The organism is Vibrio sp. Vb1337 (genome assembly GCF_033338715.1).
In the GTDB taxonomy this organism is placed as follows: domain Bacteria; phylum Pseudomonadota; class Gammaproteobacteria; order Enterobacterales; family Vibrionaceae; genus Vibrio; species Vibrio alginolyticus.
This window is the reverse complement of the sequence record NZ_JAWOTD010000002.1, coordinates 192,536-206,460: the sequence shown is the minus strand read 5'-3', so window position 1 is coordinate 206,460 and position 13,925 is coordinate 192,536. Positions and strand designations below refer to the sequence as shown.

Below are 13,925 nucleotides of genomic sequence, written 5' to 3'. Positions count from 1 at the left end.
TCTCCCTATGGAATGTAGCATTTGTTAGGTGTTGGAGCGGTGTGCCAATCTGTGCTTCGTTCGCCACCAGACTCAGCCCAAGTTTGGAATTGAGGGTATGCATCGACCATGTCTACACGCTCTAGCGGCCAATCCCAATCTTCTACTATCAACAGTGCCCAAGGTAAGTTGTTTGCTGTTTTGAAGTACACACCTTGCGCAGGGTCACTTGCATCGACGCCGACACCGAAGAGGTTTTGGTCATCAAACTGTTCTGTTGGTGCTTGGTCTGCTAAGTGAACTTCCCACTTACGCCCTGGTTGGAAAGTAATACCATCGCCATGGTAAGTGCCCGGTGTTGCAAAGATGAACGGGTCGTATGGCATGGCTTGAATTGCTGAACGGTCAGAGCCTTCAGTGAAGTACACATTCAAGGTAAAGGTGAGTGAAACGTTATCATCACAGCCAGACTCGGTACGGAAGTAGCTACAGCTGCTCGCCGCGTGTGTGCTTAAGTCTTCACTGATGATGAAAATGGCTTCATCAGAAATACTTTCCAAGCCATTAGATGCTTGTTCTACACCATTGAAGGATAGCGTCGTTAATCCATTTTCAATCGAGCTTCTCAAAACACCCGGTAGTCGGATTGCGAAGCCATTTTTGTAACTTGCGCCGTAAGCCGCTAGGTCACCAGTAATTTGAATATTCTCAACATGACCAGCAAGACTGGTTTCAGTGATGCGGAATTTCACGACCACATCGTTCATATCGTAGTCTGCGGTGTATGGCCAGTTATCTTCGTAAGCGACGGTGGCGTAATCTTCTGCACTCGGGAAATATTCCACTGAGTAGCCATTACCAGTAATGGTAATTGGGTAATCTTCCACCTCACCAGATGTCGAACCACCATCGTAGTTTAATCCGGTTTGTTGGCTAAAGCGGAATCGGCTCCAGCTAGACCCTTCCGTTGCAGCGGTTGAAACGACAAACGGTAGGGGATTATTACCCGCAGACAGTAGTTGGTCAGTAAAGACTTGTTCGCCTTCATCATTAAAGTCACCATCGCGGTTCCAGTCAAACCATGCTGATAGGTAACCAGAAGTAGAAGCAGTCACATTCACAATTGAGCTTAAGCCTGGGTCAAGTGCGGATACAAAACCAACACCATCTTCATCGGCTGTGCCCACAGAGTTGTCGTTTGCTTGACCGTCGGCATCACCATCAGGAGCGACTGAACCAAGCCAAGTTACACCGTCGACTTCGTGGCGAGGACCGTTTGACGCAAGTGTTGTGTGGTAGCTGTCTGGAGCATCACCGAAATCAATTGGCTCGTCTTCGTTAATCACCGGAGCATTTGCACAACGTGCGCCATCATTTTGGCTTGAGCTTGGACCGTTGGATACAAACTCAACCGCAGGAACGATACCTGCTGCGATATTGGCTGCGTTACCTTCCGAAAGGTCAACGCGATAGATTTTGCCATCTTGGTTACGTGACACGTAGTAGTTGCCGTTTACATCGAAGTAGCCAGCACCAAATGTGCCTTTCTCACCTGTGTCACCTATCGCAGTTGCGCTACCATTTGATGGGTTGAACTGATATAGCACACCAGAGTTGTTGTCGATGCCGTAAAGGGAGCCATCACCTGGATGAAATGCAAAGTCGGTTAGGTTCACAGTCGTTGTTGAGCTGATTTTCACGATGCTCAATGTCGCATTTGGATCAGAATCGAGCGGAGAAAGGTCAATGGAGAAAAGTCCTTTGCCTTTGCGGTACAAGTAGTAGACGTGGTTGTAAACGTCACCTACGTAAAACGTGTGGTCGGTAGGAAGACCCGAAACATCAAGTGTCTCTGCTTGGAAGTCTTGACCAAGACGAACAATCTTTTTGTTTGTGGTGTCGTAGCCGTAGATATAACGGTCAGTGAAGTTAAAGCCTACACCGTTGATGCCCGAAGCCAAACCTGTGTCGTCCTCTAAAAGAGTCGTAGAGCCTGTAACCAAATTGACGCCATAGATTTGAACCGGGGTTGATTGGAATAGGTATGCTTGGCTTGGGCACGTATCAAATGGCGCCGCTTGTGCATAAGCGCTAACTATTAGAGACCCAAGTAGTAGTGATGTCCTTTTCATAATTCGCCCTCTCATTGGTTCGTGATATATGCAATGAAAGGAATGTGCCAACTTTTAAATTGTTGAATTTTATGAAGTTAAAATTTGTAAGAAGAAGGGTTTTAAATCTGATTGTCAAAATGAGAAAAAAGCCCAACATCGAGTTGGGCTTTTTGGGAATGATTAGAGGTTTAGAACTAACTACAAACCGGACAGGTTGGCATTTTCATCAGATTCATTTCTCGCCAAGACATGCTGAGCGCGTCCAAAATCAGAATTTTGCCTTTCTTTGGTTGGCCGTAATCAGCAATCACTTTGATCGTCTCCATCGCTTGTACTGCGCCAACAATACCCACAACAGGAGCCATGACTCCGGCTTCGACACAACTTAACGCACCGCTGCCGAAGAGGGCACTTAAGCACTGGTAACATGGTTGAGTTGGGTCGTCGTAAGTAAACACACTCACTTGGCCTTCCATACGAATAGCCGCGCCTGAAATTAGCGGTGTTTTAGTCGCAAAACATAGGCGGTTAAGTTGATTGCGCGTATCGACGTTATCTGATGCATCGACAACAATAGTGTGTTGCTTAATCAGGCTCTCTAACGCGGTATCATCAAGACGTTTTGCGATGGTATCTACGACAATGTGCGGATTAAGTTCACGTAGTGCATTGGCCGCCGAGTCTACCTTCTTACGACCAATATCCGCATCGTGGTGCAGCACTTGGCGCTGAAGGTTAGACAACTCGACGATATCATCATCAATCAGCGTGATTTTACCGACACCAGCAGTCGCCAAATATTGGCTTGATGCGCAGCCTAAACCGCCAGCACCAAGCATCAATACCGATGCTTGTTTGAGTGCTTCTTGTCCTTCAAAGTCAAACTGACGAAGAATGATTTGGCGGTTGTAACGCAACATTTCCTGATCGGAAAGAATATCCACAACGTCTTCCTAGTAAAGGGTTGAGTTGAATAGTTGAATCTGAACCGTTTCGCCCACTTCAACTCGGCCGCGTTCACGTTCCAAGACAACAAAACAGTTCGCTAGGCTCATTGAGCGGAATGCACCAGAGCTTTGGTTACCGGTTGTTTCAACGACAAACTTGCCATCTTCCAATGTATAGATACCACGTTGGTAATCGGTACGACCTGGCGCTTTCTTAAAGGCGGTTTTGGTTGTTGCTGGAATAGATTCGGGTGCTTTCCATTCTGTATGGCCTGCAAGTTTTGCCAGCATTGGTTGAACAAGCACGTACATAGTAAGAACTGCAGAAACAGGGTTACCCGGCAGCCCACAGAACCAAGCTGTACTTAGCTTACCAAATGCGAAAGGTTTACCCGGCTTGATTGCTAACTTCCAGAAACCGATTTCACCAAGCTCTTCAAGAATGTCTTTGGTGTAATCCGCTTCGCCCACACTAACACCGCCTGAGGTCACAACCACATCTGCCAATGTTTGCGCTTGTTCAAAGGTTGCTTTCAGAGTCTCTGGGCAATCTGGAATGATACCAAGATCAACGGCTTCACAACCGAAGTTCTCGATAAGTGGTTTAATACCGTAACGGTTGCTGTCGTAGATCTGACCTTCGTCTAGCGGTTCGCCCAGTGGTTTAAGTTCATCACCAGTAGAGAAGAAAGCAACTTTTGGCTTACGTACTACTGTCACATGGCTAACACCAAGCGACGCAATCATCGGAATATCGCGAGGTGTCAAACGTGCACCTTTTGCCAGTACGATGTCGCCTTGTTTGATGTCGTCACCTGTTGGGCGGATGTTGTTTTGTGGCTTCACGTCGGTTTGGTTGAACTGAATGCCAGCATCTGTTACTTCAGTGTTTTCTTGCATGATAACGGCATCACAACCCTGTGGGATTTTTGCGCCAGTCATGATGCGAACACAGGTACCTTGAGGCCATTCACCTTCAAAAGGTTGTCCTGCAAATGATTTACCTGCCAGAGGCAATACAGAAGATGACTCAAGATCTTGAATGCGAATAGCGTAGCCATCCATTGCTGAGTTATCAAATGGTGGTACGTGAATAGGAGACAAAATGTCTTCTGCCAGTACAAAACCGAGTGCGTCAGCAAGTGGAAGAGAAAGCGTTGTTTGGATAGGTTTGATTCGCGATAGCATTTTGTCCATCGCTTCTTCAATTGGCATCAAGCCAGGTGCGTCGCAGCAGCCCATTGAGAAAATCCTGTGTTCTTTTGTTTTGTGGCAACTTTACCATAAAAGGGGACTGAGTAAGAATGTCCACCTATAAAATATGGGTGTAATTATTCAAAAATCCGAGTATCCTTGTCAGCCATCCAAAAGGGGTAAAAAACCTGCGGAGCTCAAGAAAATCAGCTCAGTACCTTCATCTGATGTGACTTGGTGTAAAGACACGAACTGAGCAACTCAAAGCGAAAAGTATGAATGCAATTTTGATTGGGTTTGTACGAAGGCTGAAGTAAAACAAAAGAGGAAGTGGAATGTCAGGTCTTAGCGAGTCAGCGAAGTTAGTAAAAGAAGCGCTAGAGCAACGCGGTTTGGAAACGCCAATGCGTCCAAACAACGTAAGTCGTGAAGAGAAGAAAGAGAAGATCGAACACCACATGCGTGAGATCTTAGGTCTGCTTCAACTTGACCTTACCGACGATAGCCTAGAAGAAACCCCTCACCGCATTGCTAAGATGTACGTTGACGAAATCTTCTCTGGTCTGGATTACTCCAACTTCCCAAAAATCACGGTGATTGAAAACAAGATGAACGTGAGCGAGATGGTTCGCGTGAAGGACATTACAGTGACCAGTACTTGTGAACACCACCTTGTGACCATTGATGGCAAGGCGGCTGTGGCTTACATTCCACGTGGCAAGATCATTGGCCTGTCAAAGATCAACCGTATCGTTCGCTTCTTTGCCCAGCGTCCACAAGTTCAAGAGCGTATGACTCAGCAAATTCTTGTTGCACTTCAAACGTTGCTTGAGTCCGATGATGTGGCAGTGACGATTGACGCAACACACTACTGCGTGAAATCTCGCGGTGTGATGGATGCAACCAGTGAAACCACGACAACAGCATTGGGCGGTATCTTCAAAAGCAACCCAGCAACGCGTGCCGAGTTTCTGCACGGTTTACGTTAGGTAACCAAGCACTATTCTAAGAGGATGGCAAACGCCATCCTTTTTTTATGCTTGTTTAGAAAATGACTTCATGATTTCTGGCCAATACATTTTGACGTAACCTGCCGATACCCAAACAACCAATACAGTCGCGATACTGAGCTCTAGAAAACCAAAGTCGTGTAGCCAGTGCCAGTGAGGGTGCGATTCGGCGAAAAAAGAGGTCAAGCGATGCATTGCGATGGCGCTGATCACGGAAGGAAAGGTTACTGCCGCGATAGAAGGTTGAAACTTCAAGCGAAGTAAGCGGAAGTAACATAAGTAGATCAATAACGTCATAGTGATGGCGATCCCGGCCAATGCGCCTGTCAGTATCGGATCAGGTAAGGGAAAGTTCACCAAGTATGCTGCTAATGACAAGTTTACCGGCGCGGCCATAATTGCGAGGGTCGGTCTTGCTCGCCTTGGTAGAGAGCCGAAAAACACTAAACGATACAACACGAGTGGCAGCATGAAGAAATAAATGCCGATGCACATCATCGCTAATGTTTCGGAGAATAAGTTGTGACCTAGTTGAGAACCGGCTAGTGAACTACTGATTAGCCCCACCGGATAAAGAAACCAACTCGGTACGATATTGGACATTTTGAAGTTCATTAGCTGAAAGCTAAAAAACAGCACCATCATAGTAAAATGCAGCAAAAGCGCCATAAACCAAAGTGGATAAGCGATGATAGGTGCTACAGCGGCAAGATAATCTGCAAGGATCAGTAACGCCATACTCATTGGTGCCATTAAACTACCACTCAGTGGGTGACGAATGTCGACCATGAATAATCGTGGATTCGCGGCATATTTTATGAGTACAGGGGCGAGTAAAAGTGCGCCGAGTGACGCCAAAAATGGGCGTATCGGTTCACCAATCTCAGGAACATAGAGTGCCCAAGCTTGCCCTAAACCTATCATACCTAGTGCCAACGCGGCTTGAGACGGCGGGACACTATAAAACTGCACAAGTCTTCTCCAGTTCAAATCTACTCCATTTGATTTTTGCCTGAATGAAACGAAACATGACGATTTGGATGAAATGCTCTATTTAAGTAGCGAATACTAACAAGTATGGAGAGGGGTTTCTCATGAAAGGTGGTGAGCAAATATCAGAGAATGATAATTTTGTGAGTTTGGTATCGAATATTTGGGAAAAGATGTAAAAATGCAGAGTTTATCGCTCCAAACCCTTCGATAGTCTGGAGCGAAGTGATAACAAAGAGAATGTTATGTTGATTGATTCTCCGGTAGATCCTGCTGGCGTAACTTTTCGTTTTTGATTGTGCGATGCAGCAACTGGCTGTAAATAGGTTGTCCACCCAACAATTGAGCAATAATCACAGCGCCCAAACAAGTAATGATCAATGGCAGGATTAAGTAGTAGTTATTCGTCATTTCAATCACTAACAGAATACCAGTAATCGGTGCACGTACCGTTGCAGCAAACAGGGCACCCATGCCCGCAATCGCAAATACACCAGGCTCGATATCAAGCGCAGGGAGCAAGACATCAGCACTTGCTCCGAACGCATAGCCAAATAAGGTTCCCAGAGCAAGCATAGGTGCAAAGATGCCTCCCGGCGCACCAGAACCAAAACAGAGCAGGGTTGTAATTACGCGACCAAAGAAAAGCAAAACTAAAATAGATACCGAGTAGTTACCGTTAGTAATGTCAGGAATAAGGCCGATACCACCACCAGTTAGTTGGGGTACGTACAAAAGAAGCAAACCAAACACGCCTCCCAGTAGCGAACCCACAATCAAGTAGCGCTTACGATCGTTTTTGTGAATTGCGACAAAACTGTCTTGTGCCACGGTAATCAGTTTATTGAAGATCACGCCAAACACGCCAAACAATGCGCCAAGCAATAAAAACAGCCATAGGGTTTGAAGCTCTGGCGACTGGTATTGCGGCATAGTGATAACGGCGTCTTGCCCGTTGATGGCGCGAAACACTATGTTCGCCATAATGGCAGAAATGATCACTGCGCGAACTGAGATCAAAGAGTAGCGAAACTGAGGTCGCATTTCCTCCACAACGAACATAATGCCTGCGAGTGGGGCATTAAAAGCCGCAGCCAAACCGCCAGCAGCACCAGAAGCGAGCAGGGAGTGGCGGGTATCGTCATCCTTTACCCGGAATATATCGGTCACCATTCGACCTACAGCACCACCCATTTGAACGGTTGGGCCTTCACGACCCAGCACCATACCTGAGCCAAGTGCGCCCATGCCGCCGAAGAATTTTACTGGTAGAACTCGCCACCAGCGCACTGGACGAATATTATCCATTGCCCCTTCGATTTCAGGAATACCAGAACCTGCCGCTTCTGGCGCAAAGCGGTGCACAAGAAAATAGCCAATAAAAGCTAAAAGTGCGCTAATGAGAACCGCTGCCAGCCACAACGGTAGAACATTACCAATTTCGCTTCTTAACCATTCTGTTCGTGTTTCAGAAACGAAATGAACGGCAAGCTCGAAATACGTACCGACAAAACCAGCCAACGTACCCACAATGGCGGCCATAATGAGAACAGAAAATGGTGTTGACCCTCGAGAGACAAACTGGTTAATCGCATCTTTCGGTACGTGCGCCAACACAGATTTCACAATTCTCTCGCGTTTGGTCATTAACAAGCTCTCCTGTTGCTGGGGGAAGGGACGAAAGAAAGTATACGCTTCGCAGAGTCTAGACCTAATCAATAAAGATGCAATTTAGCTTTTCACTATTGAGTGTTTGAAGTGTCGCGATATTATTCATTCACTCAGATTGTGCTATTGCTCTCATAATTTAGGGTAAAAAACTTGTTTTTTGAGAAAAATGAACCATGCTTTAAATGTAAAGCAACATGACTGCTTCAGAAGGAGGGATGTGAGGTTTTACACACAATTTGGATGGATTCAAACCCTACGGTAAGTCCTCGTTTTATGTTCGGGATGCATCAATAGACATCGCCGATTCGCACACTCACGATTGAGTAACGAGGTAGAGGCGCACGCACATGTGCGCCTTCTTAATTTCTGCGTTATAACTTTCATCACCACCTGCCACTATTTTTCTCTTGAACATTTTCTTGCAGTTAGTAATGTCTTGGTTCGATGTCAACCAACTAGAGCAGTGCATGCGCTTTTATCTTCGACTCTTACTTTCTTTATGTTGTTGTTCGGTAACGTTTCCGGCACTTTCAACGCCGAGCTGGTGGCAAGACACGTTGTCAGCAATGCCATATTCCAATCTAAAAGAACGTATAGAAAAAAGTGGAAGCTGGTATGGCTGCGAAGTGCAGTTGCGAGACAACTCAACGTTTATCAGCGCTTTTTGTTTGGATGATTTTTCGTACTACCAGCAGCACTTGTATGGTGAAGTGGTTTTGAGAAGAGAAAGTGCTCAGTTCTCGTTTCTCACTGAATACGAGTGGCAGCGTCTGAATGACTTACTTCTCAACTTAAGAAAGGATGGGTTAGTTTTACGCAGAGTTACTATCGGACAAGAACACTATGATGTCGTTGAAGCTCTGGAAAAGAAATCTTCCGAGCTTGTCGATAAAGAAGTTATTTTGTTGATGAACCGCTATCCGCAAGAAGCGATTCGAAGTTTGCTTTGGGTAAAACCGGACGAGTTTCTGACGCCATCACCGTCCTTAAATGTGCAATTGCGCAGTGATGGCGAAATTATCGAGGTCAAAGTGACTCGTTTTTAGATTCTTTATGGAGAGATAGGAAGGTCGCCATTGCAGACTCATCCAAAAAACCATCCGATTTTTTGTGAGCGCGCAGGTATTGATAGCCTGCGATTAGCTTGCGGTGTATCTCTTCTGCATCGTCTGACAACGGCTGATTCATAACGTGTTGAAAGGCAAGTTTGTACGCATCCATATCCACGACTTCAGCACGGCGATATAAATAACCACATCCCGTTGCTAACCATTCAAGAGAGCAATTGGCGCGCATTGCAATTTGATTTGCTTTAGTTAGGCTAGGTTCACTGCCTTTAAGGTATTTGCGTATTAAAGCTTCAGACACATCGACGCGTCGAGCGAACCCGCTGATGCTTTCTTCTCCGATCAGGGTGGCTAGGCGTTGGGCAAAAGACATATTTCGTACTCCAGTTCGAATTGCGAAAGTTTACCCGTTGAGCCGGTACGAAAACAAGACTACGATGAATGCAGATCAATTGAAGGAGAAAACCCATGGTTGCAAAAGTAGTAACTGCACCAAAAGGCCCAGAGTTCTCAGAGCTGGTTCAAGGATATTGGCGTGCAGTTGAGTGGGGAATGACGGCTCAAGAGCGTTTGTCATTTCTTAAGCAACACATTGAGTTAGGCATTACGACAGTCGATCACGCCGACATCTACGGTAATTACGAGTGTGAGGCGTTGTTTGGTGAAGCGTTAGCTTTAGACAAGAGTGTTCGTGAGCAAATTCAGATCGTGACGAAATGCGACATCAATTTGTGTGGCGATAAAACGCCAGAGCGTAAGATCAATCACTACGACACGAGCTCAGCACATATCTACCAATCGGTGAATAACTCGCTAAAACGTTTGAATGTGGATGAAATCGACGTACTTTTAATTCATCGTCCTGACGTGTTAATGGATGCGGACGAGGTTGCAGAAGCATTTTCTGAGCTTCACAAAGTCGGCAAAGTGAAGCACTTTGGCGTGTCTAACTTCACTCCACGCCAGTTTGAACTGCTGCAATCTCGCTTAGGTAAGCCGTTGGTTACTAACCAAGTGGAAATCAACCCACTTAACTTTGAGGTTGCTCACGATGGAACGCTTGACCAAATGCAAATGTTGCGTACGCGACCAATGGCTTGGTCTTGCCTCGGTGGAGGTTCAATTTTTAGTGGTGACAGTGAGCAAGCTGTTCGTGTCCGTAACGAATTAGAAGCAATTCGTGAAGAAGTGGGCGCAGCGAGTATTGACCAAGTAATTTATGCCTGGGTACGTCGTTTGCCATCTAACCCTATTCCAATCATTGGCTCTGGTAAAATCGAGCGTGTGCAAACTGCAGTTAATGCATTGAACATCGAACTTACTCGAGAGCAATGGTATCGCGTATGGGTGGCTTCTAAAGGTCATGGTGTGCCATAGAATTGATATCTTATCGATGAAATTGTTATTAAAGGCATCCTCTAGCAGGGTGCCTTTTTAGTTTTAGCGCGTTACTGTTTACCCATTATGGAAATGGAAAGAATGAAATTCGAGCAAAAATGGGCTTTGGATGTTAGCTGCAACTTTTTGCTTACTTTGGGTGGAGGAGTTTTACCCATGTTTGTTTTATGTCACTAAACAGCGAATGTGATGCTTGCTTTTTAGTCATTTTGTTCACTCATTCATTCATATTGCGTATGCTTATTGAATAATAAAGAAATAAAAAACTCGTCAGTTTTCTCGTATTACATGCTGTAACAATCTGTTAGACTCCGGCGCAGATTGTGGAATATAAAAAGGTGATTGAATGTCTTTTCCCGTACTCATCTGTGATGATTCAGCGTTAGCACGCAAGCAGATGGCGAGATCACTACCAGCCACATTGAATGCCGATATTACGTTTGCTATCCACGGAAAAAACGCGCTAGAAGAACTCGAAAAAAACGAGTTTAAATTGATGTTTCTTGATTTGACCATGCCAGAAATGGATGGCTTTGAAACACTAGAGCACATGCAACGGTTGGGGGATAAAACTCCGGTGGTTGTTGTGTCGGGGGATATCCAACCTAAAGCGAAAGAGCGCGTGTTCGCACTGGGTGCAAAAGCGTTTATTCAAAAACCGATCGCCAAAGATGAACTCAAGAAGGCGCTTAAAGAGTTGGTCGAGCCAGAACCTCGTCCTCAAATTATCACGCCTGTCTCTATTGAGTTACCGATTTTACGTCGTCGCGATATTTACATGGAAGTGGCTAACGTTTCAATTGGTCGAGCAGCCGATGCATTGGCGCGTCACTTTGATGTGTTTGTGCAACTACCTCTGCCGAACGTCAATATCTTTGAAGTGAGCGAACTTCACATGGCCCTACGCGACTTGGCGTCGCATGACAACGTATCGGGTGTTTGTCAGGGATTTTGTGGCGAAGGTATTGCTGGCGAAGCGCTAGTGATCTTGAGTGACTCAAGCGTATCTGATCTCAAAAAGTTGATGAAAGTACCAGCAGACAGCGAAGAGCTAGAAGAGCTTGAGCTGCTAATGGATATTTCTAATATTTTGGTGGGGTCGTTCTTAAATGGTTTAGGCGAGCAGTCTGAAGTCCGATTCTTCCAAAGTCCACCAGTACTCCTTGGTCAGCATATCTCAATTGACTCGATCATTGAATCTACAACTGGAGCATTCAGCCGCACGATGACATTCGAAGTGAGCTACAACATTGAAGGAACGTCGATTCGTTGTGACTTGTTGTTTATGTTTGTGGACGAATCCTTGCCGCTGCTTGATAACAAACTGTCTTATCTAATGGAGGAGTTCTAATGTTGAATATGCCAGCAGAGTTTGAACAATTCCATTGGATGGTGGATATGGTACAAAACGTTGACATGGGCTTAGTGGTCATTGATCGAGATTACAATGTACAGGTCTGGAATGGGTTTATGACTCATCACAGTGGTTTGCAGTCTCATGATGCGATAGGTCGTTCTATATTTGATATCTTCCCTGAAATCCCACAGGAGTGGTTTAAATTAAAAACAAAACCAGTGTATGACCTAGGCTGTCGCAGCTTCATCACATGGCGACAACGACCTTACTTATTTTGCTGTCGCAATGTTCGACCAGTCACGCAGCAAGCGGAGTTTATGTACCAGAATGTTACGTTGAACCCAATGCGCACACCGACTGGAAAAATCAACTCGTTGTTTTTGTCTATACAAGATGCGACGGCTGAAGCTCTGATGTCTCAGAATCAATAGCGATAAAAAACTTTCTCAAAAGCCAAGGTCCGCCTTGGCTTTTTTGTATACTTATAATTGTGTTTCCCAATGCGTAGAACGTGAACATGGACTTTAATCTCGCCCTAAAACTCTACACCGCAGAGCAAGTAAAAAACGGTGAAACGCTGGCTGCGCAAATGGCTGGTGTTTCTATGTATAGCTTAATGCAACGCGCTGGTATGGCCGTGTATGAGCGCTTTTTACATCTGTATCCTAAATCAAAAAATATCTTAGTGATTTGCGGTAAAGGGAATAACGGTGGCGATGGTTACGTATTTGCATCTCTTGCGAAACAAGCTCAACTCAATGTACATGTTTTCCAAATTGGTGATGTATCTGCGCTAAAAGGTGATGCTTTGCGCGCATACCAAGATTGGCAGTCAATCGACGGTGTTAACAATGATTGGGATGAATGGAATACCGCATTGTTAGAGGCAGATGTGATCATTGATGCCATGTTAGGTACTGGTTTAAGCGGTGAGGTTCGTTCGGAGTATCGTCGCTATATTGACCAAATTAATCAAATTCATACCCCTGTGATTGCAGTCGACGTTCCTTCTGGTCTGTGTGCTAATACAGGTGCAGTTTTAGGTGATGCTATTCGTGCCGAGCATACTGTAACCTTCATTGGGGTTAAGCAAGGCTTATGCACTGGACAAGCGAGAGATCGCGTTGGCGAGCTCTACTTTTGTGGTTTAGGTGTCAATACTAAGTTTGATACTATCGAAGTAGAAAGTGCATTAGGTATTGATCATCAGGTTGTTTCAAGATTAATGCCCAAGCCAAATCCAACGGTCCATAAAGGTGACAACGGGAAGTTGCTTTGTGTTGGTGGCAACCAAGGGATGTCTGGAGCGATTCGTTTATGTTCCTCCGCTGCGATTAGAGCCGGAGCGGGTTTAACTGCCGCAATTACTCACACGAGTAGCCTTATTCCACTGCAGGTTGGTTGCCCAGAAGTAATGAGCCAGAGCATCACCGCTGACTTGCTCAGGGATACTGAGAACGACTTAACTAAACGCATACGCTGGGCTGACGTATTCGTGTTTGGTCCTGGCTTTGGAGATGATGAGTGGGCTTATCAAGCCTATCAATATCTGGCTCAAGAGCAGAAACCTAAAGTTGTTGATGCTGATGGCCTCAATATTCTAGCGATGCTGAGCCAGCGATGCGATGGCACTCTGGTGTACGACAACCATCGAGTGATCACACCGCATCCTGGAGAGGCAGCTCGACTACTAAATGTAACCATTCAACAAATAGAAAGTGACCGATACTCTGCTGCAAGACAACTGCAAGAGCGTTATGGCGGTGTAGTGGTTTTAAAAGGCGCGGGGACGCTTGTTTACGATGGAACGAGAATGTACGTCTGTCTAGCGGGTAACGCCGGAATGGCGACGGGGGGAATGGGAGATGTGTTATCTGGAGTCATTGGTGCATTACTAGCCAAAGGTTTACCAATTTCTGTTGCCGCACGTTTAGGTGTGGTACTTCACAGTCATGCTGCTGATATAAACGTGAGTCAGAATGGTCAAATTGGTCTTTTGGCAAGTGATGTCGTTAGCACTCTTCGTACCGCTATCACCCAAGAACTCTATCGAAATTAATTAGATTTCATACATTGTTGAGAAAATTGGTCGATTTTTTTGAGTACTTTTTTACGAATTAGCAGGGCATCTTAGTATTAGGTGATTGAGTTTTAGGCAGATTTGAGAGGTGATGCGTTTTAATTTTTAAGATATGACG

12 protein-coding genes are annotated in these 13,925 nt (G+C 45.4%); 6 read left to right on the top strand and 6 right to left on the bottom strand.

Annotation, left to right across the window (positions count from 1 at the left end):
• Window positions 1-5 precede the first annotated feature (5 nt).
• The 3 genes from R7E42_RS02660 to moeA form a co-directional block, all read right to left on the bottom strand.
• Window positions 6-2,111, bottom strand: coding sequence for an LruC domain-containing protein (locus tag R7E42_RS02660; protein WP_318072316.1), 2,106 nt, complete (start codon window positions 2,109-2,111; stop codon window positions 6-8).
• 176 nt (window positions 2,112-2,287) lie between these two features.
• A complete protein-coding gene (gene moeB, locus R7E42_RS02655; RefSeq protein ID WP_053349250.1) occupies window positions 2,288-3,037 on the bottom strand; it encodes a molybdopterin-synthase adenylyltransferase MoeB in 750 nt (249 codons plus the stop codon).
• A 9-nt stretch (window positions 3,038-3,046) separates the two neighbouring features.
• Window positions 3,047-4,282: a molybdopterin molybdotransferase MoeA gene (moeA, locus tag R7E42_RS02650; protein WP_039841169.1), complete on the bottom strand. Its 1,236-nt coding sequence runs from the start codon at window positions 4,280-4,282 to the stop codon at window positions 3,047-3,049.
• A 287-nt stretch (window positions 4,283-4,569) separates the two neighbouring features.
• Between moeA and folE the strand changes: the two genes are divergently transcribed.
• Entirely contained in the window at window positions 4,570-5,223 is a 654-nt protein-coding gene (gene folE, locus R7E42_RS02645) for a GTP cyclohydrolase I FolE (protein ID WP_005373478.1), read from the top strand.
• Window positions 5,224-5,268: 45 nt separating this feature from the next.
• On the opposite strand, the gene R7E42_RS02640 is transcribed toward folE, so the two are convergent.
• Window positions 5,269-6,216, bottom strand: a complete 948-nt coding sequence (locus R7E42_RS02640; RefSeq protein ID WP_005373475.1) for a TDT family transporter — start codon at window positions 6,214-6,216, stop codon at window positions 5,269-5,271.
• Window positions 6,217-6,477: 261 nt separating this feature from the next.
• Complete coding sequence (clcA, locus tag R7E42_RS02635) at window positions 6,478-7,881, bottom strand: H(+)/Cl(-) exchange transporter ClcA (protein WP_318072315.1); 1,404 nt, start codon at window positions 7,879-7,881, stop codon at window positions 6,478-6,480.
• A 455-nt stretch (window positions 7,882-8,336) separates the two neighbouring features.
• On the opposite strand from clcA, the gene R7E42_RS02630 reads away from it, so the two are divergent.
• Window positions 8,337-8,951 (top strand): hypothetical protein, encoded by a 615-nt coding sequence (locus R7E42_RS02630; protein WP_246542532.1) that lies wholly within the window; start codon window positions 8,337-8,339, stop codon window positions 8,949-8,951.
• On the opposite strand, the gene R7E42_RS02625 is transcribed toward R7E42_RS02630, so the two are convergent.
• Window positions 8,932-9,345 (bottom strand): helix-turn-helix domain-containing protein, encoded by a 414-nt coding sequence (locus tag R7E42_RS02625; protein WP_005373470.1) that lies wholly within the window; start codon window positions 9,343-9,345, stop codon window positions 8,932-8,934. The genes R7E42_RS02630 and R7E42_RS02625 overlap by 20 nt on opposite strands.
• 95 nt (window positions 9,346-9,440) lie before the next feature.
• Between R7E42_RS02625 and R7E42_RS02620 the strand changes: the two genes are divergently transcribed.
• The 4 genes from R7E42_RS02620 (at window position 9,441) to R7E42_RS02605 (ending at window position 13,786) form a co-directional block, all read left to right on the top strand.
• Window positions 9,441-10,349, top strand: coding sequence for an aldo/keto reductase family oxidoreductase (locus tag R7E42_RS02620; protein ID WP_213874301.1), 909 nt, complete (start codon window positions 9,441-9,443; stop codon window positions 10,347-10,349).
• Between the two features lie 367 nt (window positions 10,350-10,716).
• Window positions 10,717-11,721: a response regulator gene (locus R7E42_RS02615; protein ID WP_005373466.1), complete on the top strand. Its 1,005-nt coding sequence runs from the start codon at window positions 10,717-10,719 to the stop codon at window positions 11,719-11,721.
• The gene (locus R7E42_RS02610; RefSeq protein WP_005373463.1) at window positions 11,721-12,158 is read left to right on the top strand and encodes a PAS domain-containing protein; all 438 of its coding nucleotides are present in this window, start codon (window positions 11,721-11,723) and stop codon (window positions 12,156-12,158) included. The genes R7E42_RS02615 and R7E42_RS02610 overlap by 1 nt, the downstream gene beginning before the upstream one ends.
• Window positions 12,159-12,244: 86 nt before the next feature.
• Window positions 12,245-13,786: an NAD(P)H-hydrate dehydratase gene (locus tag R7E42_RS02605; RefSeq protein WP_213874300.1), complete on the top strand. Its 1,542-nt coding sequence runs from the start codon at window positions 12,245-12,247 to the stop codon at window positions 13,784-13,786.
• Window positions 13,787-13,925 lie beyond the last annotated feature (139 nt).

Bases quoted from the DNA above. Each gene is read 5' to 3' on its own strand.
- R7E42_RS02660 (WP_318072316.1), bottom strand. From the start codon at position 2,111: ATGAAAAGGACATCACTACTACTTGGGTCTCTAATAGTTAGCGCTTAT.
- R7E42_RS02630 (WP_246542532.1), top strand. From the start codon at position 8,337: ATGTCTTGGTTCGATGTCAACCAACTAGAGCAGTGCATGCGCTTTTAT.
- R7E42_RS02610 (WP_005373463.1), top strand. From the start codon at position 11,721: ATGTTGAATATGCCAGCAGAGTTTGAACAATTCCATTGGATGGTGGAT.
- moeA (WP_039841169.1), bottom strand. From the start codon at position 4,282: ATGGGCTGCTGCGACGCACCTGGCTTGATGCCAATTGAAGAAGCGATG.
- clcA (WP_318072315.1), bottom strand. From the start codon at position 7,881: ATGACCAAACGCGAGAGAATTGTGAAATCTGTGTTGGCGCACGTACCG.
- R7E42_RS02625 (WP_005373470.1), bottom strand. From the start codon at position 9,345: ATGTCTTTTGCCCAACGCCTAGCCACCCTGATCGGAGAAGAAAGCATC.
- R7E42_RS02615 (WP_005373466.1), top strand. From the start codon at position 10,717: ATGTCTTTTCCCGTACTCATCTGTGATGATTCAGCGTTAGCACGCAAG.
- R7E42_RS02620 (WP_213874301.1), top strand. From the start codon at position 9,441: ATGGTTGCAAAAGTAGTAACTGCACCAAAAGGCCCAGAGTTCTCAGAG.
- folE (WP_005373478.1), top strand. From the start codon at position 4,570: ATGTCAGGTCTTAGCGAGTCAGCGAAGTTAGTAAAAGAAGCGCTAGAG.
- R7E42_RS02605 (WP_213874300.1), top strand. From the start codon at position 12,245: ATGGACTTTAATCTCGCCCTAAAACTCTACACCGCAGAGCAAGTAAAA.